General features: G+C 64.5%; 23 protein-coding genes. 9 read left to right on the forward strand and 14 right to left on the reverse strand.

Annotated elements, in window-relative coordinates:
- Window positions 1-372 precede the first annotated feature (372 nt).
- The 3 genes from ACVOLI_RS13010 to tsaD all read right to left on the reverse strand — a co-directional run bounded on the left by ACVOLI_RS13010 (window position 373) and on the right by tsaD (window position 3216).
- Complete coding sequence (locus ACVOLI_RS13010; protein ID WP_481614735.1) at window positions 373-1626, reverse strand: mechanosensitive ion channel family protein; 1254 nt, start codon at window positions 1624-1626, stop codon at window positions 373-375.
- A gap of 116 nt (window positions 1627-1742) precedes the next feature.
- Window positions 1743-2102 carry a dihydroneopterin aldolase gene (gene folB, locus ACVOLI_RS13015; protein WP_481614736.1) on the reverse strand — a complete coding sequence of 120 codons (360 nt, stop codon included), beginning with the start codon at window positions 2100-2102 and terminating at the stop codon, window positions 1743-1745.
- A gap of 82 nt (window positions 2103-2184) precedes the next feature.
- Window positions 2185-3216 carry a tRNA (adenosine(37)-N6)-threonylcarbamoyltransferase complex transferase subunit TsaD gene (gene tsaD, locus ACVOLI_RS13020; protein ID WP_481614737.1) on the reverse strand — a complete coding sequence of 344 codons (1032 nt, stop codon included), beginning with the start codon at window positions 3214-3216 and terminating at the stop codon, window positions 2185-2187.
- A gap of 126 nt (window positions 3217-3342) precedes the next feature.
- Here tsaD and rpsU point away from each other — a divergent pair, with 126 nt between their 5' ends.
- From rpsU to ACVOLI_RS13050, 6 genes are all read left to right on the forward strand, one after another.
- Window positions 3343-3558, forward strand: coding sequence for a 30S ribosomal protein S21 (rpsU, locus tag ACVOLI_RS13025; protein WP_002808376.1), 216 nt, complete (start codon window positions 3343-3345; stop codon window positions 3556-3558).
- A 143-nt stretch (window positions 3559-3701) separates the two neighbouring features.
- On the forward strand, window positions 3702-4148 hold the full coding sequence (locus ACVOLI_RS13030) for a GatB/YqeY domain-containing protein (protein ID WP_282272614.1): 447 nt from the start codon (window positions 3702-3704) through the stop codon (window positions 4146-4148).
- A 287-nt stretch (window positions 4149-4435) separates the two neighbouring features.
- Window positions 4436-5338, forward strand: coding sequence for a YihY/virulence factor BrkB family protein (locus tag ACVOLI_RS13035; protein ID WP_481614738.1), 903 nt, complete (start codon window positions 4436-4438; stop codon window positions 5336-5338).
- A gap of 315 nt (window positions 5339-5653) precedes the next feature.
- Window positions 5654-7390: a DNA primase gene (dnaG, locus tag ACVOLI_RS13040; protein WP_481614739.1), complete on the forward strand. Its 1737-nt coding sequence runs from the start codon at window positions 5654-5656 to the stop codon at window positions 7388-7390.
- A gap of 20 nt (window positions 7391-7410) precedes the next feature.
- Window positions 7411-7908, forward strand: a complete 498-nt coding sequence (locus ACVOLI_RS13045; RefSeq protein WP_481614740.1) for a protein tyrosine phosphatase family protein — start codon at window positions 7411-7413, stop codon at window positions 7906-7908.
- Between the two features lie 16 nt (window positions 7909-7924).
- A complete protein-coding gene (locus ACVOLI_RS13050; protein WP_481614741.1) occupies window positions 7925-8911 on the forward strand; it encodes a bile acid:sodium symporter family protein in 987 nt (328 codons plus the stop codon).
- Window positions 8912-9224: 313 nt separating this feature from the next.
- On the opposite strand, the gene cyoE is transcribed toward ACVOLI_RS13050, so the two are convergent.
- The 4 genes from cyoE to ACVOLI_RS13070 all read right to left on the reverse strand — a co-directional run bounded on the left by cyoE (window position 9225) and on the right by ACVOLI_RS13070 (window position 12880).
- A complete protein-coding gene (cyoE, locus tag ACVOLI_RS13055) occupies window positions 9225-10118 on the reverse strand; it encodes a heme o synthase (protein ID WP_296253347.1) in 894 nt (297 codons plus the stop codon).
- A gap of 3 nt (window positions 10119-10121) precedes the next feature.
- Window positions 10122-11285, reverse strand: coding sequence for a COX15/CtaA family protein (locus ACVOLI_RS13060; RefSeq protein ID WP_481614742.1), 1164 nt, complete (start codon window positions 11283-11285; stop codon window positions 10122-10124).
- 10 nt (window positions 11286-11295) lie between these two features.
- The gene (locus ACVOLI_RS13065; RefSeq protein ID WP_481614743.1) at window positions 11296-11871 is read right to left on the reverse strand and encodes a hypothetical protein; all 576 of its coding nucleotides are present in this window, start codon (window positions 11869-11871) and stop codon (window positions 11296-11298) included.
- A 274-nt stretch (window positions 11872-12145) separates the two neighbouring features.
- On the reverse strand, window positions 12146-12880 hold the full coding sequence (locus ACVOLI_RS13070) for an SURF1 family protein (RefSeq protein ID WP_481614744.1): 735 nt from the start codon (window positions 12878-12880) through the stop codon (window positions 12146-12148).
- A 57-nt stretch (window positions 12881-12937) separates the two neighbouring features.
- Here ACVOLI_RS13070 and ACVOLI_RS13075 point away from each other — a divergent pair, with 57 nt between their 5' ends.
- Entirely contained in the window at window positions 12938-13156 is a 219-nt protein-coding gene (locus ACVOLI_RS13075; RefSeq protein WP_282268147.1) for a twin transmembrane helix small protein, read from the forward strand.
- Window positions 13157-13202: 46 nt separating this feature from the next.
- Here the strand turns inward: ACVOLI_RS13075 and ACVOLI_RS13080 are convergent, their stop codons facing one another.
- The 6 genes from ACVOLI_RS13080 to ACVOLI_RS13105 form a co-directional block, all read right to left on the reverse strand.
- The gene (locus ACVOLI_RS13080; RefSeq protein ID WP_282268145.1) at window positions 13203-14078 is read right to left on the reverse strand and encodes a cytochrome c oxidase subunit 3; all 876 of its coding nucleotides are present in this window, start codon (window positions 14076-14078) and stop codon (window positions 13203-13205) included.
- Window positions 14079-14100: 22 nt separating this feature from the next.
- Window positions 14101-14691 (reverse strand): cytochrome c oxidase assembly protein, encoded by a 591-nt coding sequence (locus tag ACVOLI_RS13085; protein WP_481614745.1) that lies wholly within the window; start codon window positions 14689-14691, stop codon window positions 14101-14103.
- The gene (locus ACVOLI_RS13090; RefSeq protein ID WP_296253360.1) at window positions 14688-14825 is read right to left on the reverse strand and encodes a hypothetical protein; all 138 of its coding nucleotides are present in this window, start codon (window positions 14823-14825) and stop codon (window positions 14688-14690) included. The genes ACVOLI_RS13085 and ACVOLI_RS13090 overlap by 4 nt, the downstream gene beginning before the upstream one ends.
- An 11-nt stretch (window positions 14826-14836) precedes the next feature.
- The gene (gene ctaD, locus ACVOLI_RS13095) at window positions 14837-16447 is read right to left on the reverse strand and encodes a cytochrome c oxidase subunit I (protein WP_481614746.1); all 1611 of its coding nucleotides are present in this window, start codon (window positions 16445-16447) and stop codon (window positions 14837-14839) included.
- A gap of 62 nt (window positions 16448-16509) precedes the next feature.
- Window positions 16510-17451, reverse strand: coding sequence for a cytochrome c oxidase subunit II (gene coxB, locus ACVOLI_RS13100; RefSeq protein ID WP_481614747.1), 942 nt, complete (start codon window positions 17449-17451; stop codon window positions 16510-16512).
- A gap of 17 nt (window positions 17452-17468) precedes the next feature.
- Window positions 17469-17942 (reverse strand): DUF2244 domain-containing protein, encoded by a 474-nt coding sequence (locus tag ACVOLI_RS13105; RefSeq protein ID WP_282268136.1) that lies wholly within the window; start codon window positions 17940-17942, stop codon window positions 17469-17471.
- A 292-nt stretch (window positions 17943-18234) separates the two neighbouring features.
- On the opposite strand from ACVOLI_RS13105, the gene putA reads away from it, so the two are divergent.
- Window positions 18235-21453, forward strand: a complete 3219-nt coding sequence (gene putA / locus ACVOLI_RS13110) for a bifunctional proline dehydrogenase/L-glutamate gamma-semialdehyde dehydrogenase PutA (RefSeq protein ID WP_481614748.1) — start codon at window positions 18235-18237, stop codon at window positions 21451-21453.
- Window positions 21454-21798: 345 nt separating this feature from the next.
- Here the strand turns inward: putA and ACVOLI_RS13115 are convergent, their stop codons facing one another.
- Window positions 21799-23247 (reverse strand): outer membrane protein transport protein, encoded by a 1449-nt coding sequence (locus tag ACVOLI_RS13115; protein WP_481614749.1) that lies wholly within the window; start codon window positions 23245-23247, stop codon window positions 21799-21801.
- A 200-nt stretch (window positions 23248-23447) separates the two neighbouring features.
- Here ACVOLI_RS13115 and ACVOLI_RS13120 point away from each other — a divergent pair, with 200 nt between their 5' ends.
- On the forward strand, window positions 23448-24140 hold the full coding sequence (locus ACVOLI_RS13120) for a rhomboid family intramembrane serine protease (RefSeq protein WP_481614750.1): 693 nt from the start codon (window positions 23448-23450) through the stop codon (window positions 24138-24140).
- Window positions 24141-24314 lie beyond the last annotated feature (174 nt).

The following is a 24314-nucleotide window of genomic DNA, read 5'->3' on the forward strand; positions in this document are numbered from 1 at the left end:
GCATCACGCCCCCTCCCTTTGGCAAAGCCAAGGGGAGGGTTGGGGAGGGGTGGTTCTTCGCTTGGAAAGCCCCCTGCCGAGCATGGCTCGGCACTACCGCTTCAGCCCCTCTTCCGCCTGCGGGGTAAGAGGGGCAGTTTGCGAACCATCGGTTCGCTGCCCTCTCGAACGCCCTTGCGCCGGCGCAAGGGCCGGGGCGCGGAGCGGTGGTTGGGGTGAGGGGGCCTTTCGCTGGGAAAGCCCCCTGCCGAGCATGGCTCGGCACTACCGCCTCAGCCCCCTCCCTTTCGCGTAGCGAAGGGGAGGGTTGGGGAGGGGTGGTTCTTCGCTGGGAAAGCCCCTTGCCGAGCATGGCTCGGCACTACAGGTGGGTCAGGCGCGCTGCTCGCGGGCAGTCATCAGCATGGCGTCGCTGGATTCCTGGAATACGTGCAGACCGAACTCCGGCAGCATCGCCAGCAGGTGGTCGAACATGTCCGACTGGATGGCCTCGTACTTGGCCCAGGCGGTTGAGGAAGTGAAGCAGTAGATCTCCAGCGGCAGGCCCTGCGGGGTCGGCGCCATCTGTCGCACCAGCAGGGTCATGTCCTGATGGATGCCGGGGTTGTTCCGCAGGTACAGCTCGACATAGGCACGGAAGGTGCCCAGATTGGTCAGCCGACGCGCATTGACCGGTTCCGGATGCGCCTGCGCCACCTCCGCATTCCACTGCTGCAGCTCCTGCTGCTTGCCCGCCAGATAGTCATCCAGCAGCGCGATCTGGCCCAATCGCTCCAAACCACCCGCATCGAGGAAACGCACGCTGTGCTGGTCCAGGTAGATCGAACGCTTGATCCGGCGTCCGCCTGATTCCTGCATGCCGCGCCAGTTCTTGAACGACTCGGTGACCAGCTTCTTGGTCGGGATGGTGGTGACAGTCTTGTCCCAGTTCTGCACGGTGACGGTGTGCAGCGCGATGTCGATCACGTCGCCATCAGCATTCTGGCTGGGCATCTCGATCCAATCGCCGATGCGCACGCGGCCATCGCCACTGATCTGCACACTGGCCACCAGCGACAGGATGGTGTCCTGGAAGATCAGCATGAACACCGCCGTGGCCGCGCCCAGGCCGGTGACCAGATGCAGCAGCTCCACGCCGACCAGGATCGCCACGATCGACAGGCCGGCAAACACGAACACCACGATCTTGACGACCTGCAGATAGCCCTTGATCGGCTTGTTGCGGGCATCGGCGCGCCGCTCGTAGAAATCGTTGAAGGCATCCAGCGCGTGCGACACGGCCATCGCGATGGTCAACACCGTCCATGCATGACACAGCGCCTTCAAACCGCTCACCAGCCCCGGCGGCAGCTCCGGCACGATGCTCAAACCCGCAGCAAGCACCACCGATGGCACGATATTGGACAGCCGTGCAATTACCCGCAGCGGCTGCCTGGCGTTGTGGTTGGGACCGGAGAAGCGCTCGATCATCGAACGCAGGCCACGCAACAGGATGCGCTTGGTGACGAAGTTGGCCAGCCATGCCACCAGCAGCAATCCCGCCAGCACCACCGCCGGGTAGGCCATCGGGTACGGCGCCAGCATGTTCTCCAGCTGATCCAACCAACGAATTCCCATTACCGCCATCGTGCACTTCTCCTTCTACTCGTACCGCAGAAACAACCTGTCCAAGCGCATTGCTTGATCGGACAGGCATGACTCAGGCCGCGCACCGCAGTGCGCGCGACCGGATTACAACAGGCTCAGACGTCAGCGCGGCTACGCTCGATGATCACGCCAACCGCACGCGCACCGCGCACCGCGCCGGGCTTGCTCAGCTTCAATCGCAGCCATTGCACGTTGAATTCGTCCAGAACGATTTGCGCGCAGCGCTCGGCCAGCGTTTCCACCAGGCCAAAATCGGAAGCGCGCACGAACTCCATCAGGCGCTTGCTGACGGCCTTGTAGTTCAGCGTGTCGACGATATCGTCGCTGGCGGCGGGCTTGCGGTTGTCGAAGCCCATTTCAAGATCGAACACCAGGGTCTGGCGGATGCGCCGCTCCCAGTCGTAGATGCCGATCAGGGCGTCGATTTCGAGCCCTTCGATGAATACCTTGTCCATTGCATCTGTCGTATTGGATGAATACGACATGGTAACGGCAGCAGACTGAGCCTGCCGTGGACGAGCACGGCAGGCCTGCCTGTCAGCCCTGCAGCGGCGGCAGCAAGGCCATGTCCCAGCGCGGCGTCACCTTGATCTCGGCCAGGCCGTGCTGGCCGGCCTGCAGGCGCAGGGCGCCAGCGAAGGCGATCATCGCGCCGTTGTCGGTGCACAGTGCGGGGCGCGGGAAGCAGACCCTGCCACCGCGGCGCTGGGCATCGTCCTGCAGCTTGGCGCGCAGGCGCTTGTTGGCGCCGACGCCGCCGGCCACCACCAATACGTCGCAGCCGGCCGCATCCAGCGCGCGGCCGCACTTGATCACCAGCGTGTCGACCACCGCATCCTCGAAGCCGCGGGCGATGTCGGCGCGGGTCTGCTCGGTCTGGTCGCTGTCGCGCCAGGCCATCAGCACCTGGGTCTTCAAGCCGGAGAAACTGAAGTCCAGTCCTGGCCGGTCAGTCATCGGCCGGGTGAACTTGTAGCGCCCCGGGGTGCCGATCTCGGCCAGCGTGGCCAGCTGCGGCCCGCCCGGGTACGGCAGGCCCATCATCTTGGCGGTCTTGTCGAAGGCCTCACCGGCGGCATCGTCCAATGTCTCGCCGAGCAAGCGGTACTTGCCGATGGCGTCCACGGCAATCAGCTGGGTGTGGCCACCGGAGACCAGCAAGGCCACGAACGGCGCTTCCGGCGGGTCGTCTTCCATCAGCGGCGCCAGCAGGTGGCCTTCCATATGGTGTACGCCGATGGCCGGCACATCCAGGCCCCAGGCCAACGAACGGGCCACACCGGCCCCGACCAGCAGCGCCCCGACCAGCCCAGGGCCGGCGGTATAGGCCACGCCCTCGATCTCGGAGATGGCGATGCCCGCCTCGTCGAGGGTCTGCCGGATCAGCGGCAGGGTCTTGCGCACGTGGTCGCGGCTGGCCAGCTCCGGCACCACGCCACCGTATTCGGCGTGCAGCGCGATCTGGCTGTAGACGGCGTGCGCACGCAGCGCGGCCGCCCCGGAGAGTGAGGTGTCGTAGACGGCTACGCCCGTCTCATCGCAGGATGATTCAATGCCGAGGACTTTCATAAGGCGTATTGTGGACCTCTCTGACGCCCCAGCCAAATCGCGGGGGTTGCACGTCCGCGCAAAGGGACTATAATGCGCGGCTCACCGGGTGTGTCCCGGTTTTTCTACAGAGTCCCCGGAGATTCCATGCCCAGCGTTAAAGTCCGCGAGAACGAGCCCTTTGAGTTTGCTCTTCGCCGCTTCAAGCGCACTTGCGAAAAGGCCGGCGTGCTGGCCGAAACCCGCAAGCGCGAGTTTTACGAAAAGCCGACCCAGGAACGCAAGCGCAAGGCTGCTGCAGCCGTGAAGCGCCAGCTGCGTCGTTCCTCGCGCGACGTCACCAAGCGTCAGCGCCTGTACTGATCGTACGCAACTCCTGAACGGGGGGCTCCGGCCTTCCGTACTGGGGTGAAAGCCGGCACGCGCAAGCGTAGCCGGCTTTTTGCGTTCCAGACGCCGGCAATGCTGACGTCTTTTCCCATATTCCCGACCCAAAGAGGTGCTCCATGAGCCTGAAGCAACAGCTGACCGAAGACATGAAGGCCGCCATGAAGAGCGGCGACAAGCACTCGCTGGGCGTGATCCGCCTGATCAATGCCGCCATCAAGCAGCGCGAAGTGGACGAGCGCATCGAGCTGACCGACACCGACGTGATCGCCGTGCTGGACAAGATGGTCAAGCAGCGCAAGGACTCGGTCACCCAGTACGAAGCCGCCAACCGTGAAGACCTGGCATCGGTCGAGCGCGACGAGATCGTGGTCATCGAGCGTTACGTGCCGGCCAAGATGGGCGAAGCCGAGATCCAGGCCGCCATCGCCGCCGCCAAGGCCGAAACCGGCGCCAGCAGCGCTGCCGACATCGGCAAGCTGATGGGCGTACTCAAGCCCAAGCTGGCTGGACAGGCCGACATGGGCCTGGTGTCCAAGCTGGTCAAGCAGGCCCTTGCCGGCTGATCCTGGCTGCCGAGGTTGTGCGACAAGGCCCGCCACGTGCGGGCTTTGTTGTTTTTGCCCTTTTGTCTTTGTGGGAGCGGCGTCAGCCGCGAAGCTGACAACGATGGAATCACCGACCGGCCTGCAATCTGATGATTCTGTGGCTTCGCGGCTTACGCCGCTCCTACATTTTCGGGCATTGCCGGGAAGGCCTCTGCCGAGCATGGCTCGGCACTACGGGTACCCATTCACCCGCTCCGAAGCCCGGCTTTGCTAGAACAGAGCCCTGACTTCACGCGACCTACCTGATGCCTGCACCCCGCCCCACCCTGCATTCGCTCAAATCCCGGCTGGAACTGCTCCAGCAAAGCCTGCCGGCCGCGCTGGTGCGCCGCTTCGTCGAAACCGACGTGATGACCCAGGCCGCATCATTGGCCTTCTATACCCTGCTGTCGCTGGCGCCGCTGCTGGTCCTGCTGCTGTGGCTGACCGCCTCATTGTACCCACCAGCGCAACAGACACTTATCGAGCAGATCGGCTCACTGGCCGGCCCCAGCGTGGCCGAAGTCGCCCGCACGGTGATCACCAACGCCAGTGCCCAGCCCGACCTGGGCTCGTTTGCCGGCATCTGGAGCCTGGTCCTGCTGTTCATCGGCGCCACGGTGGTGTTCGCCCAGCTGCAGGCTGCCTTGAACCTGATCTTCCGTACCGACTCCAAGCGCTTCGAAGGCATCTTCGGCTGGCTGAAGAAGCGGGTGTTCTCGGCCGGCGTGGTGCTGGCACTGGGCTTCCTGCTGATCGTGTCGATGGTGGCCACCACAGCCCTGCAGGTCATCTTCTCGCACCTGCCTTCCGCCCTGCCGGCGGTGGGCTATGTGACCACCCTGCTGCTGTACGCACTGGGCTTTGCCTTCCTCTACCACTACCTGCCGGACCGACCGGTGGACTGGCGCCAGGCCTTCCTCGGCGGCGCGATCACCGCGGTGCTGTTCACCCTCGGCCGCTATGCCATTGGCCTGTACATCGCAAACGCGGCGCCGGGCAGCGCCTATGGCTCGATGGGCACGCTGGTGATCATGCTGGTGTGGATCTACTACGCCAGCGTGGTGTTCTTTGGCGGCGCACTGATCACCGCGGTGATCGATGAGCGGGCGTATGCGCGGCGCAAGGTGGCGGCTGAGGCCGAGGTTGATGTTGGGGCTTTGGACTGACGGCAAGAGCTGAAGCAGAAGCTACCCCTCCCCGGCCCTCCCCTTGCCTGCGGCAAAGGGAGGGAGCGAGCTCTGCCCCCTCCCTTTCGCGTAGCGAAGGGGGTGAAGAAGGTCTGCTTGCGCGGCACTGCCGCGCGACCTGATGAACGACCGAAGGCTATGCCTTCGGGCCGGACGGGTTGGGGAGGGGTCGCCTTGCGCCGTTGACTGAAAACCATCAAGCCCAACATCCAGCCAGCACCAGCCCAGCCTAGTACACTCCCCTTCCCCCCTTTCATCGCGCCCCGCCAACCGGCGGCGCTGTTCATTTGCCGCATGGCCCGACTTCCCGACGCGTTCATTGACGACCTGCTGGCCCGCACCGACATCGTCGAAGTGGTGGGCTCACGTGTGCCGCTCAAGCGCCAGGGCAAGGAATACGCGTCGCGCTGCCCGTTCCATGACGAGCGCTCGGCCTCGTTCACGGTCTCGCCGACCAAGCAGTTCTATCACTGCTTCGGCTGTGGCGCGCATGGCACCGCGATCAGTTTCCTGATGAACTACGACCGCCTCGAGTTCCTCGACGCGGTGGATGAACTGGCCAAGCGCGTGGGCATGGAGATCCCGCGCGAAACCAACGCACGCACGCCGCAGCAGCAAGACGACAGCCGCGACCAGTATTCGGCGCTGGATGCCGCCACCCGCTTCTTCCAGAAGCAGCTGGAGGGCAACGACAAGGCCCGCGCCTACCTCGATGGCCGTGGCGTGGATGCCGACACCCGCGCGCGCTTCTCCATCGGCTATGCGCCGGATGGCTATAGCGCGCTGAAGGACGCGCTGGGCAAGGACGAGCGGCGCATGAAGCTGCTTGAACGCGTCGGCCTGTTCTCCAAGAACGACCGCGGCCACGTCTACGACAAGTTCCGCGACCGGGTGATGTTCCCGATCTTCGACCGCCGTGGCCGCGTCATCGCCTTCGGCGGCCGCGTCATGGAAAAGGACGACGGCCCCAAGTACCTCAACTCGCCGGAAACCGCGCTGTTCCACAAGGGCCGCGAACTGTATGGCCTGTGGCAGGTGCGCCAGGCCAACCAGAAGATCGAACGCCTGATCGTGGTGGAAGGCTATATGGACGTGGTCAGCCTGTTCCAGTTCGGCGTCACCCAGGCGGTGGCGACGCTGGGCACGGCGACCACGCCGGACCATGCCGAGCTCCTGTTCCGCAACGCGCCCGACGTGTACTTCTGCTTCGACGGTGATGCCGCCGGTCGCCGTGCCGGCTGGCGCGCACTGGAGTCGGTGCTGCCGCGCATGAAGGACGGCCGCCAGGCCTTCTTCCTGTTCCTGCCCGATGGCGAGGACCCGGACACCATCGTGCGCAAGGAAGGCGCCGACGCTTTCGACGCACGGCTCAAGCAGGGCACGCCGCTGTCGCAGTTCTTCTTCGACGAGCTCAGCCGCGAGATCAACCTCGACACGCTGGACGGCAAGGCACGCCTGGCCGAACGGGCGAAGCCGATGCTGGCGCAGATTCCCGATGGTGCCTTCGGCGACCTGATGAAGCAGGAGCTGGCGCGCCTGACCGGCATCGGCAGCACGGCAACAGCCGCCACACCTGCAGCGCGACCGCCGATGCGCAACAACGCGGTTCCAGCGCAGAAGCGCAGTCTGGTGCGTGCCGCCATTGCCATCCTGTTGCAGCAGCCCTCGCTGGCAATGAGCCTGGAAGGCCACCACGCCATCGGTGGCCTGCGCCTGCCCGGCATCGAGCTGCTGGTCGAGTTGTTGAACCTGGTGCAGCAGCGCCCGGACATCAGCACTGGCGCCCTGCTCGAACACTTCAACGAGCGCGAAGAACAGGCCGCATTGCACAAGCTGGCCGCGCAGGCATTGCCCGGCGATGAAGCGATGTGGGCACAGGAACTGCAGGACGCCGTACTGCAGCTGGAGAAGCAACTGCTGACCCAGCGCCTGGACGAGCTGCAGGCAAAACAACGCCAGCAAGGCCTGGACGACACCGACAAATACGAACTGCGCGAGCTGCTCAAGGCCCGCGCCAGCCTGCGCCTCTGACATCTGCAAGGGAGCACTGCATGTACACGTACCGCCTGTCACTGCTCCTCTCGCTGCTGCTCGCCGCCAACGCCTACGCCTACGCCGGCGATGCAACGCTGCGCCAGCCGCGCCCGGACCTGATCACCGCCGGCCAACCCAGCGCACAACAGCTGCGCGATGCCGCCGCCAATGGCGTCACCACCGTCATTGATCTGCGCCGCGCCGATGAAGATCGCGGCTACCACGAAGCCGCCTTGGCCGAACAAATCGGCCTGCGCTATGTGCGCCTGCCCATCGCCGGTGCCGGCGACATCACCGAAGCCAACGCGCGCACGCTGGACCGCCTGCTCAAGCAGGACAGCGGCAAGACCCTGCTGCATTGCGCCTCCTCCAACCGCGCTGGCGCCTTGCTGTCGGTGATCGAAGCACGCGTCAACGGCGCATCGGTGGAGGACGCACTCAAGTTCGGCCGCGATGCAGGCATGACTTCACTCGAGCCCGCCGCACGCGCCGCATTGGAAATCCCCACACCCTGATCGAGGCATTGCTGACATGACACGCTGGTGGTCGCGACTGCGACCGGACAACTTCACCCTCGCCCTGCTCGCCACCGTCGCCCTGGCCAGCGTGCTGCCGCTTACCGGCGCCGCCGCCAGGGGCTTCGACCACTTCACTGATATCGCCATCGCTGCGCTGTTCTTCCTGCACGGCGCGCGCCTGCCACGTGAATCCATCGTCGCCGGCCTGCTGCACTGGCGCCTGCACATCACCATCCTGGCCTGCACCTTCGTGCTGTTCCCGCTATTAGGATTGGCGATGAAGCCGCTGGCCGGCTGGGCGCTGACGCCCGAGCTCTACATCGGCGTGCTGTTCCTGTGTGCGCTGCCCTCAACCGTGCAGTCCTCGATTGCCTTCACCTCGATTGCCGGTGGCAACGTGCCGGCAGCGGTGTGCGCGGCTTCGCTGTCCAGCATCCTCGGCGTGTTCCTGACCCCGTTGCTGATGACCGTGCTCGCCGGCTCGCAGGGCGGCATGGCCAACCCGCTGCATGCGGTCGGCGCGATCATGCTGCAGCTGCTGGTGCCATTCGTACTTGGCCACCTGCTGCGGCCGTGGATTGGTGGCTGGATCGAGAAGCGCCGCGGCCTGCTGCGTTACACCGACCAGGGCACGGTGCTGCTGGTGGTCTACGCCGCCTTCGGCGAATCGGTCAGCGAAGGCCTGTGGAGCAAGACCCCGCCGCTGTCCTTGCTGGCTGCTGCGCTGGTTGCAATTGTGTTGTTGGCCATCGCCATGCCCGGCATCACCTGGCTGGCACGGCGGCTGGGCTTCAACCGTGCCGACCAGATCACCATCATGTTCTGCGGCTCCAAGAAGAGCCTGGCCACCGGTGTGCCGATCGCCAAGGTGTTGTTTGCCGGCGGCAGCCTCGGCGCGATCGTGTTGCCGATCATGATCTACCACCAGATCCAGCTGATCGTCTGCTCGATGGTGGCGCAGCGGTATGCGAAGCAGAATGCCGGAGCAACGCAGCAATAATCGACACCGAAGTTGGTAGTGGCGCGCCGGGCGCCGCGCGCGGCCGGCAGGGTAAGACCATTGGCGCGCAAGGGGGGGGCCCACAATAACGAAACAAAAAACACCCCCCCACCGGCGGGGGCCGCCCGGCCGGTCCGCCCCTTGCGCCTTCCACCCACCCCCCCCCCCCCCCCCCCCCCCCCCCACTACATGAAGCAAAGCAAAGCCAACCCCTCCCCAACCCTCCCCTTGCCTACGGCAAAGGGAGGGGGCACAGCTGCACGGCGCCATGCAAATGAAAAGGCCGGCATTCGCCGGCCTTTTCATTGCTCGATCACAACCAGGGCAACAGCCAGTGGTCGACCAGTAGGAAGGCGAACAGCGCCATCAGATACACGATGGAATAGCCGAACATCTTCATGTTGAACATCTCGTCTGGCGGGTTCTGCATCTTCCATGCGTACCAGAGGAACACGATGTTCAACACCGTTGCCCCGCCCAGGTAGAACATGCCACTCATGTCGATGGCCACCGGCAGCAGCGTCACCACCGCCAGCACCACCGAGTACGCCAGGATCTGCTTGCGGGTATGTGGCACGCCGTGGGTCACCGGCAACATCGGGATCTCGGCCTTGGCGTAGTCAACGCGGCGGAAGATGGCCAGTGCCCAGAAGTGCGGCGGAGTCCAGATGAAGATGATCAGCACCAGCAACGAGGCGTAGGCCCAATCCGAGCTGCCCTGCATGCCGGTGATCGCTGCCCAGCCCAGCAGCGGCGGCGTTGCGCCTGCCAGGCCACCGATGACGATGTTCTGCGAGGTCGCCCGCTTCAGGTAGACGGTGTAGATCACCGCATAGCCGATCAGCGAGGCGAAGGTCAGCACTGCGGTGATCACGTTCACCCACAGCACCAGGATGGTCATCGACAGCGCGGTCAGCGCGCCGGCAAACACCAGCACCTGCCGCGGCGACACCTTGCCGACCACCAGGGGCCGCCACGAGGTACGCGCCATCTGCGCGTCGATGCGCGCATCCAGCAGCTGGTTGATCGCCGCTGCGGCCGAGGCCGACAGCCAGATGCCAAGGAAGCCGAGCAGCCCCGTCACCACCTGCGCGGTGGTGGGCAGGCCCGGAATGGCCAGGCACATGCCGACCAGGGCGGTGAACACAATCAGTGCCACCACCTTCGGCTTGGTCAGGTCCCAGTAGTCACGCCATGTTGTACGCATCATTCACTCCGGGGCGCGCAGCCGCGCCAGCAGCGTGACCAATACAAACAACAAGGCAACCGCACCGCCGCTGTGCATCACCGCCACGGCCAGCGGCAATGCCAGCTTAACGTTGAGCACGCCCAGGGTGACCTGCAGCAGCAACAGCACGATCACGGCGCTTGCCCAACCACGCATGCCCGGCAGGCGGAACATGCGCACCGACAGCACCAGCAGGTACAAGGCCACCAGCACCGCGAACATCCGGTGCGCCATCTGGATGGCGATACGCGAGGCGCCATCGAGCACGCCGCCTTCGTAATCCACGCCGATGCCGCGCCACAGGGTGAAGCCTTCGCTGTAATTCTGCTGCGGCCACCACTGGCTGACACAGCGCGGGAAGTTGTCCAGCGAGGCACTGCCGCCACCGCAGGCCAGTGCCGCGTAGTTGGCACTGACCCAACCGCCGAGCGCGATCTGCAACACGACCAGGGCAACGGCGCCACGCAGCCACCAGCGCAGGCGCGGCGCCTCGGCCAGGGTAATCGGCAGATGCGTGGCCTTCCACGCCATCCACACCAGCATGCCGAACATCAGCATGCCGCCGAGCAGGTGGCCCATCACCACGATGGGCTTGAGCAGCCAGGTGACCGTCCACATGCCGAGCAGGGCCTGGAACACCACAACCGCCAAGGTCAGCACGGCAGCGCGCGCCAGATCGATGTTGGACCAGCGCAGCGCCGCCAGCAGCAGGATTGCTTCGCCACCGATGGCGAGCACGCTGGAAGCCACGTGCTCACCGCGCATATAGAGCGGTATCGCCAGCGCCACCAGCGCCGAGGCGGTGATGATCTGAGCAATGCCGTGCTTGCGCCGGCGTGCCGCCAGCAATGCCAGGGTCAGCACTTCAACGCCGAGCAGGCCAGCCAGGAAACGGTGCACCTGTTCACGCCAGGCCTTGTGGGTTTCCAGCGGGCGGATCTCGCTGGCCACGTGCTGGGCGGCTTCCATCTGCGTCTGCGGCCAGGTCACGCGGCCATAGCAGGTGGGCCAATCCGGGCAGCTCAGGCCGGCATCGGACAGGCGCACGAAGGAGCCGAACATGATCGTGCTCGCCGTCATGATCAGTGCGAACCACGCCAGTCGGTGGAAATTGCGGTACAGCGCCGGACGCGCGGAGGCATTCATCGAACGGAACTCACATCAGTTTCAACAGCTTGGATAGATCAGCCCGCAGTCCACCCGGTTCAAAACCCGGCGCATAGCGGAATACCACAAAGCCATTGGGATCAATCACATACACCGGAGTGCCGGCCGGGTCATCAACCCCCGGCAGCTTGCCCCGGAACGCAGGCTGGGGCTGCAGCACCTTCAGTGCCGGCGCCGCAGCCACCTGCTCAGGCGGCGTACCCAGCCACAATATCTCGACATTATCCGCGTTATGCCCGAACAACTGCCACACCTTGTCCAATTGCTGCGACAAAGTGACGCAGGCCGGCGCGCAGTCAGCCGGCGGCGCCAGCAGGATGCGCCAGTGGCGCTCGCCAGGGTTCCAGTCGTAGGCCTGGCCGTTGGCCAGATGCAGCTGCTCGCTGCGCAGGTCCAGCGCCGGCTGCAGCAGTTCACCGTGATGGCGGTTGATCTGCGGCGTCCAGCCCGAGAAGCGCAGGATGCCAGCCAGCGCCATCGAGCCGAAGAACATGGCGAAGATCAACAGCAATACCCGGCGGCCGCGGTTGCGGGTGGCGAGCTGGTCGGGGGTGAGTGCGTTCATGGCTGGGTTCTTTTCGAGCTGGCGATGGAGTGGCTGGGTGCGAAAGCTGGAGCAAAAGCTGGAACTAAAGCAAAGGCTGGAGCAAAGGCTGAAAGCACCCCTCCCCGGCCCTCCCCTTCACCTTCGGTGAAAGGGAGGGGGAAATTCAACGGCAAAGACAGGAGCGAGGATCAAAGCGACGGTGCAGCGCTCTGCCCCCTCCCTTGCGCGTAGCGCAGGGGAGGGTTGGGGAGGGGTGCTTTGGCTTTGGCTTTGCCTTCCAACCAGCTCCAACCTACGCCCCATTCCTAACCCCCAACTTCCTGCGCTTCTTGAACTGCAACACCAGCGCAATCAACAACACCGCCAAGGCCATCGCGAACCATTGCACTGCATAACCAAGATGCCGCGAAGGCGGCAAGGTATTGGGCAGCAGGTCCAGGTCACGCACATAGCCCAGCGGCAACGCCGGATCCAATCGCAGCACCTTCGGTGCCAGCACCACGCCGCCCAGCCCGAGCTGCGCGGCAATGGCCGGCAGGTCGATCCGTGTCGCCAACCAGGTCTGCGGTTGCTTGGCCGCAGTCAATGCCGGGCCCAAGGCAATGCCGGTTGCCGGCGCAGGCGCCCACAGTCCCTGCAACGTCTGGGTGCCCTGTTCTGCGCTGATCATCGGCATGCTGCGGTCAGCAGGCAGCGGCAGCCAGCCCAGATCGACCAGCACGACGGCTCCGTCGGCAGCGCGCGCAGGCTGGTAGACCTTGATGCCAGCGCGACCTTCCCGCAGTTGGTTGTCCAGCAGCACGCTGCCGGGCAGGAACTGCAGCTGGTCACGCACCCAATGCAGGGAATCCGGGGCGGCGACGGCCTGGGCCAGGCTGAGCGCGGCGTCGCGACTCGGCGGCAGCTGCGCAAGCAAGGCCTCTTTCTGCTGCATGCGCTGCAGCTGCCAGCCGCCCAGCGCGCAGAACAACGCGGCCACCAGCACCGCCACTACCCAGCCGAAAACCGCTGTGTGCTGTCGCGTCATGACAAGCTGCCGCCAAGCGGGTGATATAGCACTGCCCTTCCACCCTTCGAGCCACGCATGAATGATTCGTTGAAGACCTTGCTGGTAATCGCGTTCTTGATCGTCATCGTCTGGAATCTTGGTGCCGGCCTCTATTACCTGATGATCGATCGCGGCCAGACCAAACGGACGGTCAATGCGTTGACGCGGCGTATCGCGCTGTCAGTGGTGCTGATCCTGCTGGTTGCCCTGAGCATCTACATGGGCTGGATCAAGCCGCATGGTGTGGGCGGCTGAACATCGCAGCAGCCGCCCTGCATTGCAGCGCGGCTGCCGACGATTGTTACAGCACGTAGACAAACAGGAACAGCATCAACCACACCACGTCGACGAAGTGCCAATACCACGCGGCCGCTTCAAAGCCAAAGTGGTTGTCGCGAGTGAAGTGGCCCTTGGCTGCGCGGAACCACATCACGATCAGCATGATGGTGCCCAGCAGCACATGCGCACCGTGGAAGCCGGTCAGCATGAAGAAGGTCGAGCCGTAGATGCCCGATCCCAGTGTGAGGTTCAATTCCTTGTAGGCGTGGATGTATTCCTCGGCCTGGAAGAACAGGAACACGCAGCCCAGCAGCACCGTTGCACCCAGCCAGATCAGCAGCTGCTTGCGGTTGCCCGCCTTCAGAGCGTGATGGGCGATGGTCAGGGTCACGCCCGAGGTCAGCAGGATCAGCGTATTGAGCAGCGGCAGGCCCCAGGCCGGAATGGTCTGGAAGGCGCCACCAATATCGGCCGGCCCGTTGGTCGGCCAAGCAGCGGAATAGCCATCCCACAGGTATTCGTTGGTGAGCACGCCATGGCCCTCACCACCGAGCCACGGCAGGCCCATGTTGCGGGTGTAGAACAGCGCGCCGAAGAAGGCAGCGAAGAACATCACCTCGGAGAAGATGAACCAGATCATCCCCATCCGGAACGAGCCATCCACCTGGCGGTTGTAGTTGCCACCCTCGGATTCGCGGATGACATCGCCGAACCACAGGAACAGGGTGAACACCATCATCGCCACCCCGATGAAGAAGGCCGCGCGGCCCCAGCTGGCGTCGTTGAGCCAACTGGCTACCCCGACCATCATCACCAGCATCGCGATCGATCCTACAAACGGCCATTTGCTACTGCTTGGCACGAAGTAGACATTGGGATCAGGGGTGTTATGGGCCATGGCGTTGCTTCCGGGTCCGTGATCAGGGAGCTGCGTGTGCGGCCGCCGCGGCAGATGCCGGGGTCAGCCGTTCGGTCAGCGCATCATTCTTGTAGAAGGTATAGGACAGGGTGATCGTGTTGACGTCGGCCGGCAGGTCCGGGTCGACGATGAAACGTACCGGCATGTCGCGTTTTTCACCGGCCTGCAGGGTCTGCGCGGTGAAGCAGAAACATTCGGTCTTGTTGAAGTAGCCCGAGGCACGGGCCGGTGCCACCGACGGCACCGCACTGCCAACCAGCGCGCGGTCACTGTCGTTGCGGGCGTAATACAGGGCTTCGTTCAACTCGCCCGGCACCACGTCCATCGTCAGCTTTTCCGGATGGAAGGCCCACGGCAGCTTGGAATTGACGCCGCCATCGAATTCCACCCGCACGGTGCGCTTGCCGCTGGCCGCCTGCGCTTTGGCTTCGTGCGTTGTTGCGCCACGCTCCAGGCGCACGCCGAATACTTTTTCGCAGGCGATGCGGTACAGCGGCACCAGCGAGAAGGTCAGCACGAACACCGCCAACGCCACGCCGATCAGCCGGCCAAGGCCGGCATTGGGCTTGGGTGCGGGCGCCGGCGCGGTCAACTCGCCAGCACCCCGGACAGGATGAAGCCGACGTAGACCGCGACCGCGATCAGGCCGACCACCAGCGCGGTGCGCCGCGAACGACGCCTGCGCAGTTCCAGTTCCTCAGCCTGCCATTGCTCGTTGCTGCTCATCGCAGGATTCCTCAATGGGTCACGTCGTCATGCGCCAGATCGCCCGGCTTGATCACCGGCGGCACGGTGAAGGTATGCGCGGGCGCCGGCGACGGAATGGTCCACTCCAGGCCCTTGGCGCTTTCCCAGGCACGCGCTTCGGCGCGCTTGCCGTTGCGCAGCGAGGACAGCAGGATCGCCGCCATCATGAACGGCGTGGCGAACATGCCGAATGCGCCAATCGAGCTGATCAGGTTCCAGTCGGCGAACACCGGGTTGTAGTCCGGGATACGTCGCGGCATGCCGGCCAGGCCGAGGAAGTGCTGCGGGAAGAACAGCAGGTTGACGAACACCATCGTCCACCAGAAATGGAACTTGCCCCAGAACTCGTTGTACATGCGGCCGGTCCACTTCGGCCACCAGTAGTAGACCGCGGCAATCAGCGCCAATACCGCGCCGGTCACCAGCACGTAGTGGAAGTGCGCCACCACGAAGTAAGTGTCGTGGTACTGGTAGTCGGCCGGCACGATGGCCAGCATCAGGCCGGAGAAACCGCCGATGGTGAACAGGATGACGAAGGCGATGGAGAACAGCATCGGCGTTTCAAACGTCAGCGAGCCCTCCCACATCGTGCTGACCCAGTTGAACACCTTCACCCCGGTCGGGATCGAGATCAGCATCGTGGCGAACATGAAGTAGATCTCGCCACCCAACGGCATGCCCACCGTGAACATGTGGTGGGCCCACACGATGAACGACAGGAAGGCGATGGCGGCGGTGGCATAGACCATCGCCTGGTAGCCGAACAGCGGCTTGCGGCTGAAGGTCGGCAGGATCTCGCTGACCACGCCGAACGCCGGCAGGATCATGATGTAGACCTCGGGGTGACCGAAGAACCAGAAGATGTGCTGGAACATCACCGGGTCACCGCCACCGGCGGCATTGAAGAAGCTGGTGCCGAAGAACTTGTCGGTCAGCAGCATGGTCACCGCGCCAGCCAGCACCGGCATCACCGCGATCAGCAGGAAAGCGGTGATCAGCCAGGTCCAGCAGAAGATCGGCATCTTCAGCAGGTCGATACCCGGTGCACGCATGTTGAGCACGGTGGCGATGATGTTGATCGCGCCCATGATCGAGCTGACACCGGCCACGTGGATGGCGAACACGCTGAAGGCGACGTTGTAGCCGCCCTGCAGCGACAGCGGTGGATACAGCGTCCAACCACCGGCCGGTGCACCACCGGGCAGGAAGAAGGTCACCAGCAGCATGCTGAAGGCCACCGGCAGCAACCAGAACGACCAGTTGTTCATGCGTGGCAGCGCCATGTCCGGCGCGCCGATCTGCAGTGGGATCATCCAGTTGGCCAAGCCGACAAAGGCCGGCATCACGCCGCCGAAGATCATCACCAGTGCATGCACGGTGGTCATCTGGTTGAAGGACTCCGGCTTGATGAACTGAAGGCCGGGCTGTGCCAGCTCCAGCCGGATCATCACGCTCATCGCCGCGCCGACGATGAACATCGTGAAGCTGAAAAGCAGATAGAGCGTGCCGATGTCCTTGTGATTGGTGGAGAAGAACCAGCGCTCGAAGAAGCCCTGTTGGTGCCCGTGGTGATCGGAGTGGTCCACTGCGGTATTCGCCATTGCAACTACACCTCGTTATGCGTTTTCAGGCATCGCGCCGGCAGCACCGGCACGCAGTGGTATCAGGCCGCGGCCGCCGCGGGTGCGGCGGGGGTTGCTTCCGGTTGCGTTGCTTCTGGCGCCGCGGCGGGTGCCGGTTCGGCGGCAGGCGCGGGCGCGGCTTCTGCAGGCGCGGCAGGCGCCGGCTTGCGCGAGGCCAGCCAGGACTTGAACTCGTCCTTGGATACGGCCTTGACCACGATCGGCATGAAGCCGTGGTCCTTGCCGCACAGCTCCGCGCACTGGCCGCGGTACACACCTTCGGTTTCGATGTTGGTCCAGCGCTCGTTGATGAAGCCCGGCACGGCGTCCTGCTTCCAGCCCAATGCCGGCACCCACCACGCATGGATCACGTCGTCGGAGGTGATGACGAAACGCACCTTGGTATCTACCGGCAGAACCAGCGGGTTGTCCACGTCCAGCAGGTAATGCGGATCGCTGGCCATGGTCGGCACGCTGCCGCTCTGCCGCACTTCGTCGGACTTGCGGTCCAGGCGGCTGGTGAAGGCGACGTTTTCACCCAGGTATTCGTACTTCCACATCCACTGATAGCCGGTGATCTTCACCGTCATCTCGGAATCGCGGGTGTCGTACATGGCAATCAGCTTGGCCGTGGCCGGCCAGGCCATCACCACCAGGATGATGATGGGGATGACGGTCCAGATGATTTCCGCCTTGGTGTTGTGGCTGAACTGCTTGGCCACCGCACCCTTGGACCTGCGGAACCTGAACATGGCGTAGGCCATCGCGCCGAACACCAGCACGCCGATGACGGTACAGACCCACAACGCCACCATATGTGCGTCCCACGCCATACGCGAGGTATGGGTGACGCCCTTGCCCATATTGAGCTGCCATTCCTTGGGATCGGCGGTCTGCGCCCATGCTGCCTGCGCCGACAGCATCATCGCTGCCGCTGCCAAACCGTGTTTCAACTTCGCGCCCCACACGCTGCTTTGCTTCATTGCCTAGACCCTTGACGTCATCGGTTGCTGCCATTGCTGGCCGCGAGCAAGCCTTCAAGTGTCACCGCAAGTTCCCGACGTTCCACGGGTGCGAGGAAACTCCCCACTTCCACCCACTTGCCGCTGGAAACCAGCAGGACCCGTTCCTTCCCGGTCACCACCCGCACCCAGTACGGATGTGCGTGGAATACCGGCGAAACTCCGGCCGCGGGAATCACTTCCACGCAGTCCGGTCCTACCCGGATCTCTTCCCGGCGATTGCTGCTGCGCCAACATGCGCGAAGTGCAGCCGCCACCAGAAAGCCATGCAACAACGCGAAGACAGGGGCCAGGCGGTTGCCGGACAGCCAAGCCAGGCCGGCCGCGAACACCATCAATCCTGCCAACGCTGCAAACAACTGGACGAACTGCCGAGCACTGAGTGCCCGTGGGGGGTGCAGTAGCAGCTGCGTCCCTGAGCCATCGGAATCTTGCCGAAGCACCTGGATCATCACAGCCGCGTCCATTCCGCGGAAATCGAGTTCGATGGTAGCCCTGCCCGCACACGCCCGGCAAGCTTCCATTCATCATCGTCATCAATGCTGCAGTGCACATCAAAACTGTGCCCATATCGTCCAAGCACGTCGATTTAGATGCCGGAATCAGCACAATCCAAATCACCTCACTGAATATTGCAAAAGCGCCCACAGGCCAGTGCTTTCACCCCGCAAACAGACGCCCGCAGGGGACTAGGAAATCCGCCGCCGAAGATTAAAATGGCCGAATCCAACTGTGGCCGAGCGCATGAACGCAACACCTTCTCCTGATGTCGCCTCCCCTACGTCACCGGCCCCGCCGCTGCTGACGCCCGAGCTGCCGCCGGCGCCGTCCGCGCTGCGCCAGGCCATCACCGATGCATGGCTCAAGGACGAGGCCAGCCACGTGCGCGAACTGCTGGAGCAGGCGCGCCTGCCGGCCGCCGAACAGGCACAGGTACAGGCCACGGCCGCCGACCTGGTGCGCCGCGTGCGCGCCCGTTCCAAGAACCAGGGCGCGATTGAAGCCTTCATGCGCCAGTACGACCTCGGCAGCGAGGAAGGCGTGCTGCTGATGTGCGTGGCCGAAGCCCTGCTGCGCATTCCGGACCAGGAAACCGCCGACAAGCTGATCCGCGACAAGCTGGGCGAAGCCGACTGGAAGCGCCACATGGGCCAGTCCGATTCGGTGCTGGTCAATGCCTCGACCTGGGGCCTGATGCTGACCGGTCACCTGGTTGACCTGGCCGATGCCACCAAGCGCGACGTGCATGGCGCGTTCAAGCGCTTGATCGGCCGCGTTGGCGAGCCGGTGATCCGCCTGGCCGTGCGTCAGGCAATGAAGATCATGGGCCACCAGTTCGTCATGGGCCGCACCATCGACGAAGCACTGTCGCGCTCGCACAAGGGCGACAACAGCAACTACCGCTACTCCTTCGACATGCTCGGCGAAGGCGCGCTGACCATGAAGGACGCGCTGCGCTACCTGGAAGACTACCGTCGCGCCATCCACGCCATCGGCAGCGACAACATCGCCCGTGGCGGCAAGGCCGATGGCGACGTGACCAAGTCGCACGGCATCTCGATCAAGCTGTCGGCGCTGTACCCGCGCTACGAACACGCCAAGCGCGAGCGCGTGCTCAAGGACCTGGTGCCGGGCGTGCTGGAACTGGCGCAGCTGGCCAAGTCCTATGGCATCGGCTGCACCGTCGACGCCGAGGAAAGCGACCGCCTGGAACTGTCGCTGGACATCATCGAGCGCGTGGTCAGCGATCCGTCGCTGAAGGGCTGGGCGGGCTTCGGCATCGTCGTGCAGTCCTACCAGAAGCGCACGCCGTACACGATCGATTACCTCGCCGACCTGGCCCGCCGCATCGGCCACAAGCTGCAGGTGCGCCTGGTCAAGGGCGCGTACTGGGATGCGGAAATCAAGCGCGCGCAGATCGAGGGCCTGCCCGGCTACCCGGTGTTCACCCGCAAGCAGAACACCGACGTGTCCTACATCGCCTGCGCCAAGCGCCTGTTCGGCCATGCCGATGCGATCTACCCGATGTTCGCCACCCACAACGCGGCCACCATCGCCACGATCAAGCAGATCGCCAAGGGCGGCTTGTACGAGCACCAGAAGCTGCACGGCATGGGCGATGACCTGTATGCCGAGGTGATTCCGGCTGACCGCTTGAACGTGCCGTGCCGCGTGTACGCACCGGTCGGCTCGCACGAAGACCTGCTGCCTTACCTGGTGCGTCGTCTGCTGGAAAACGGTGCCAACTCCAGTTTCGTCAACCGCATCACCGATGAAGACGTGTCCATCGACGACCTGATCCGCGATCCGGTCGAAGCCGTCTCTTCGTTCGCCTCCATCCCGCACCCCAAGATCCCGCTGCCGGTCGATTTGCTGCGCAGCCAGAACCACGACAGGACCAACTCCATGGGCATCAACCTCGCCAACGACAACGAACTGCGCGCCCTGGCCGAGCAGCTCAACGCCGCCATCAAGCCGTGGCAGGCGACCCCGCTGGTGCAGGGCGTGGCCGCGGGCACGCCGTCGCAGCCGGTGGTCAACCCGGCCGACAACCGCCAGGTCGTCGGTCACTGGCAGGCTGCCGATGCCGCCACCGTGCAGAAGGCGCTGGCCAATGCCGTGGCCGCACAGCCGGCCTGGAACCGCACCCCGGCCGCCAGCCGCGCCGCCATCCTCGAGCACGCCGCCGACCAGCTTGAAGCGCGCATCGCCGAGTTCATGGCGCTGTGCGTGAAGGAAGCCGGCAAGAGCCTGCCCGACGGCGTCGCCGAAGTGCGCGAAGCGGTGGACTTCCTGCGTTACTACGCCAAGCAGGCGCGCGAACAGTTCGGCACCGCCGAGAAGCTGCCCAGCCCGACCGGCGAAAGCAACGAGCTGCAGCTGCACGGCCGTGGCGTCTTCGTCTGCATCAGCCCATGGAACTTCCCGCTGGCGATCTTCCTCGGCCAGGTGGCCGCCGCCCTGGCCGCCGGCAACAGCGTCATCGCAAAGCCGGCCGAGCAGACCAACCTGATCGGCTACTACGCCGTGAAGCTGCTGCTGGACGCCGGCGTGCCGGAAGGCGTGCTGCAGTTCCTGCCGGGCGACGGCGCCACCGTGGGTGCCGCACTGACTGCCGACCCGCGCGTGGCCGGCGTGGCCTTCACCGGCTCCACCGAGACCGCCCGCGCCATCAACCGCGCGATGGCTGCTCGCGATGCCGCCATCGGCGTACTGATCGCCGAGACCGGCGGCCAGAACGCCTTCATCGCCGACTCCTCGGCGCTGCCGGAACAGCTGGTCAAGGACGCCATCGGTTCAGCCTTCACCTCAGCCGGCCAGCGTTGCTCGGCAGCGCGCGTGCTGTTCGTGCAGGATGACATCGCCGACAAGGTGATGGGCATGCTGTCCGGCGCGATGGCCGAACTGAAGGTTGCCGACCCGGGCGAACTGTCCACCGACGTCGGCCCGGTCATCGACGCCGACGCACTGCAGATCCTCAAGGACCACGCCGTGCGCATGGACGCCGAGGCACGCCTGATCGCCGCCGCACCGCTTTCCGACGCCGCCGCGCATGGCACCTTCTTCGCCCCGCGTGCGTATGAGCTGAAGGACCTGAACCAGCTGCACAAGGAAATCTTCGGGCCGGTGCTGCATGTGATCCGCTGGAAGGCCGATCAGCTGGATGCGGTGATCGACCAGATCAACGCCACCGGCTACGGCCTGACCCTGGGCGTGCATTCGCGCATCGACGAAACCGTTGATCGCATCGCTTCGCGCGTCAACGTCGGCAACGTCTATGTCAACCGCAACCAGATCGGCGCGGTGGTCGGCGTGCAGCCGTTCGGTGGCCAGGGCCTGTCCGGCACCGGCCCCAAGGCCGGCGGCCCGCACTACCTGCTGCGCTTCGCCACCGAGAAGACGGTGACGGTGAACACCACCGCCGCTGGCGGCAACGCCTCGCTGCTGACCCTGGGCGACTGATTCCAGCAGTGTCGTGATTGAGGAAAGCCCCGCGCAAGCGGGGTTTTTCTTTGCCTCGCGAAAAGCTACCCCTCCCCAACCCTCCCCTTCGCTGTGCGAAAGGGAGGGAGCGTAGTGCCGAGCCATGCTCGGCAGAGGCTTTCCCGGTAGTGCGACAGCTTTGTAGGAGCGGCGTCCGCCGCGAAGCTGGCGTCAATGAAATCACCGATGCCGCTGCAATCAGATAGACCATCTGCTTCGCGGCTGACGCCGCTCCTACAAATGCATGGCTGCCATGCCGTGCAACACACAAACAAAAAGCCCCGCTTGCGCGGGGCTTTCTGCATGCATCAATTACAGGTCCGCTTAGAACTTGTAGTTGATCGAGGCAGCCAGGATGTCGCCGCCCACGTCGTACTTGCCCTTGACCACATTGCCAGTGGCCGAGGTGACGTTGATGCTCGGCTCATTGGTGAACAGATGGGTGTAACCGAAGTTGAACTCGGTCTTCTCCGACGGGGTCCAGCCGAGGCCAACCGACAGCCACTTGCGGGTCACGTCCGGCACGCGCACGTCGCGGTGCTCGATGCTGGTCGGCGACTCGTCATAGGCCACACCGCCACGCAGGGTGATGGTGTCGGACAGTTTGTACTCGGTACCGAGCGAAGCAAAGGTGGTGTCGTTGTAGTGGAAGCCCAGGGTGTAGTCCGGCTGGTTCGAGGCGAAGTCGACGGTGACTTCATCGAACGCGGTCTTCCATGCGGTGCGCGACACGTCGCCCATCAAGGTCCAACGATCGTTGACGCGGTGGGTGACGCTCATCGAGAACGACGCCGGCAGGGTCACCGTGGCCTTGCCCGAGGTGTCCACGAACAGGCCGCTGCCCGGCTGGCCGAGGGCAACCGAGACATTCTGCGGAACGGTGAAGTTGGCCTTGCCGCCGGTGATCTTGTGCTCGACCTTGGAGCGGTACGTGAAGGCGATGTTGGTGTCTTCAGTCGGGCTCAAGGTGGTGCCGAGCAGGTAACCGACGGCATTGTTGTCGCCTTCGATGGTGACGAAGCCATCAGCGCTGCCCGGCGAGAAACCACCGGCGGCGGCGGCCTGGCCTGCTGCAGCGGCGGCGGCGGCGATCTGCGCCGGGGTGCGGCCAGCGGCAGCTGCGGCTGCGGCGGCACGCTGCTGGGCGGCACCGTTGACCACGGCGCCCATGTCCAGCGCGTTGGACAGTTCGATGGTCAGGTGCTCAACGAACACCGAGGCGCCGAACGACACATACGGGTTGACGTCGTAAGAGAACGCGGCACCCAGGTCGATGGCCTTCAGGTCGGTGGTCACGCCGCTGTAGCGGCCCACCCAGTTCTTGTCGTAGTCGGTCTTGAAGCCGAACGGTGCAGTCAGCGACAAGCCGAAATGCATGTTGTCGTTCTCACCGAACGGCAGGTGGAAATATGCAGCCGGGACCGGCGCGATCATGCCGGCGTCGCCGCCGTTGCCACCGGTGATCTCGGTGCCGGTACCCGGGCCACCCGGGCCGGAGTTACGGCCAGAGGCCTTGGTGAAATCCGCGGAGAAGCTGATGGCACTCAGGTCAGCCTGGAACTGGCGACCGTCGAGCAGGCGCATCGAGGCCGGGTTGGTGGCGACAACCGAAGCGTCGTCCCATGCGCTGGTGGAACCAGCAAAAGCGCGGCCCAGGCCCTTGGCGCTGTTTTCCTTCAGCTGGAAGGCAGCAGCATCGGCGTGGCTGAAAGCCAGGGCGCCGGCGATGCCGACAGCAAGGGCAGTTACGCGAGCAATAGCAGAAGCGGTCATAGTGGAAGCTCTCTCCGTAAACGGTAATGGTCGTTTTGCGCCTGCACTCCCAAGCAGCAAGCTACTTGACAGTGCGCCGGAGTCCCCTCCCGACATACGACGCCGTATGCAGTATCACCCACGCTCGTTAACTAAACAATAACGACGTAAGACATATTCCCAGCCCGCACCGGGCAGTCCCGGGTTAGGCTTCCGCACTCATGTTCGTCTCCATTCCTTCCAGAAATAAGTCAGGCCTGCGCTGGGCGGTGCCCTTGCTGTGCCTGACCTTGCTGGCCGCCTTCCTCTGGTCAATCTCACGGCCGGATGAGGCGCGACGCTCGTTGTGGCTGGACTGGGGTGCACTGGCCACCGGCCTGGGCAGCGGCCAGGACTGGTGGGCGGCATTACGCGACGGCAGCGTATTAAGGTTGTTCACCGCGCTGTTCCTGCATGCCGATTGGTCACATCTGCTCGGCAACCTGGTGTTCCTGCTGATCTTCGGCCTGCCCGCAGAACGCGTACTGGGGCCGTGGCGCCTGCTGCTGCTGTTCCTGTTTGGCGGCGCCATCGCCAACCTCGCCGCGCTGTATGTGATCGGCTCACCGGAGCGCACCATCATCGGTGCAAGCGGCGCGGTGTCGGCACTGATGGGCGCGTATCTGACCCTGTTCCCAAGCGCCAAGCTGGGCGTGGTGCTACCACTGGGTTTGTTCCTGGAATTCGTGCGTGCGCCGGCGTTCCTGCTGATCGGCGTGTGGGCAGCCCTGCAGGTGGTGTTCGCCTATATCGGCCCCAGCTTCGGCATGGTGGCCTGGTCGGCACATGTGGCCGGCTTTCTGTTTGGCGTGGCTTACGGGCTGTATGTGCGTGCGGCGATCGCCCGGCGCCTGCGCAAGCGCAAGGGCTTCTAGCCCTGCCTGTTCTTTTTGTGGGAGCGGCGTAAGCGGCGAAGCCCGCGATCCATCAGATCGCGGGTGGGCCGTGCCTTGGGTAGAGCCGAACCATGTTCGGCTGGGGCCTTACCAGTGAAGCCCCTGCCGAGCATGGCTCGGCAATACCGCTGGGAAAGCCCCTTGCCGAGCATG

This window comes from Stenotrophomonas sp. STEN029 (assembly GCF_056760015.1).

Bases quoted from the DNA above. Each gene is read 5' to 3' on its own strand.
- cyoE (WP_296253347.1), bottom strand. From the start codon at position 10,118: ATGCGTACAACATGGCGTGACTACTGGGACCTGACCAAGCCGAAGGTG.
- ACVOLI_RS13075 (WP_282268147.1), top strand. From the start codon at position 12,938: ATGAATGATTCGTTGAAGACCTTGCTGGTAATCGCGTTCTTGATCGTC.
- ACVOLI_RS13070 (WP_481614744.1), bottom strand. From the start codon at position 12,880: ATGACGCGACAGCACACAGCGGTTTTCGGCTGGGTAGTGGCGGTGCTG.
- folB (WP_481614736.1), bottom strand. From the start codon at position 2,102: ATGGACAAGGTATTCATCGAAGGGCTCGAAATCGACGCCCTGATCGGC.
- dnaG (WP_481614739.1), top strand. From the start codon at position 5,654: ATGGCCCGACTTCCCGACGCGTTCATTGACGACCTGCTGGCCCGCACC.
- ACVOLI_RS13010 (WP_481614735.1), bottom strand. From the start codon at position 1,626: ATGGCGGTAATGGGAATTCGTTGGTTGGATCAGCTGGAGAACATGCTG.
- ACVOLI_RS13080 (WP_282268145.1), bottom strand. From the start codon at position 14,078: ATGGCCCATAACACCCCTGATCCCAATGTCTACTTCGTGCCAAGCAGT.
- ACVOLI_RS13105 (WP_282268136.1), bottom strand. From the start codon at position 17,942: ATGATCCAGGTGCTTCGGCAAGATTCCGATGGCTCAGGGACGCAGCTG.
- ACVOLI_RS13120 (WP_481614750.1), top strand. From the start codon at position 23,448: ATGTTCGTCTCCATTCCTTCCAGAAATAAGTCAGGCCTGCGCTGGGCG.
- ACVOLI_RS13115 (WP_481614749.1), bottom strand. From the start codon at position 23,247: ATGACCGCTTCTGCTATTGCTCGCGTAACTGCCCTTGCTGTCGGCATC.
- ACVOLI_RS13065 (WP_481614743.1), bottom strand. From the start codon at position 11,871: ATGAACGCACTCACCCCCGACCAGCTCGCCACCCGCAACCGCGGCCGC.
- tsaD (WP_481614737.1), bottom strand. From the start codon at position 3,216: ATGAAAGTCCTCGGCATTGAATCATCCTGCGATGAGACGGGCGTAGCC.
- coxB (WP_481614747.1), bottom strand. From the start codon at position 17,451: ATGAAGCAAAGCAGCGTGTGGGGCGCGAAGTTGAAACACGGTTTGGCA.
- ACVOLI_RS13090 (WP_296253360.1), bottom strand. From the start codon at position 14,825: ATGAGCAGCAACGAGCAATGGCAGGCTGAGGAACTGGAACTGCGCAGG.
- ctaD (WP_481614746.1), bottom strand. From the start codon at position 16,447: ATGGCGAATACCGCAGTGGACCACTCCGATCACCACGGGCACCAACAG.
- ACVOLI_RS13035 (WP_481614738.1), top strand. From the start codon at position 4,436: ATGCCTGCACCCCGCCCCACCCTGCATTCGCTCAAATCCCGGCTGGAA.
- ACVOLI_RS13050 (WP_481614741.1), top strand. From the start codon at position 7,925: ATGACACGCTGGTGGTCGCGACTGCGACCGGACAACTTCACCCTCGCC.
- rpsU (WP_002808376.1), top strand. From the start codon at position 3,343: ATGCCCAGCGTTAAAGTCCGCGAGAACGAGCCCTTTGAGTTTGCTCTT.
- ACVOLI_RS13030 (WP_282272614.1), top strand. From the start codon at position 3,702: ATGAGCCTGAAGCAACAGCTGACCGAAGACATGAAGGCCGCCATGAAG.
- ACVOLI_RS13060 (WP_481614742.1), bottom strand. From the start codon at position 11,285: ATGAATGCCTCCGCGCGTCCGGCGCTGTACCGCAATTTCCACCGACTG.
- putA (WP_481614748.1), top strand. From the start codon at position 18,235: ATGAACGCAACACCTTCTCCTGATGTCGCCTCCCCTACGTCACCGGCC.
- ACVOLI_RS13045 (WP_481614740.1), top strand. From the start codon at position 7,411: ATGTACACGTACCGCCTGTCACTGCTCCTCTCGCTGCTGCTCGCCGCC.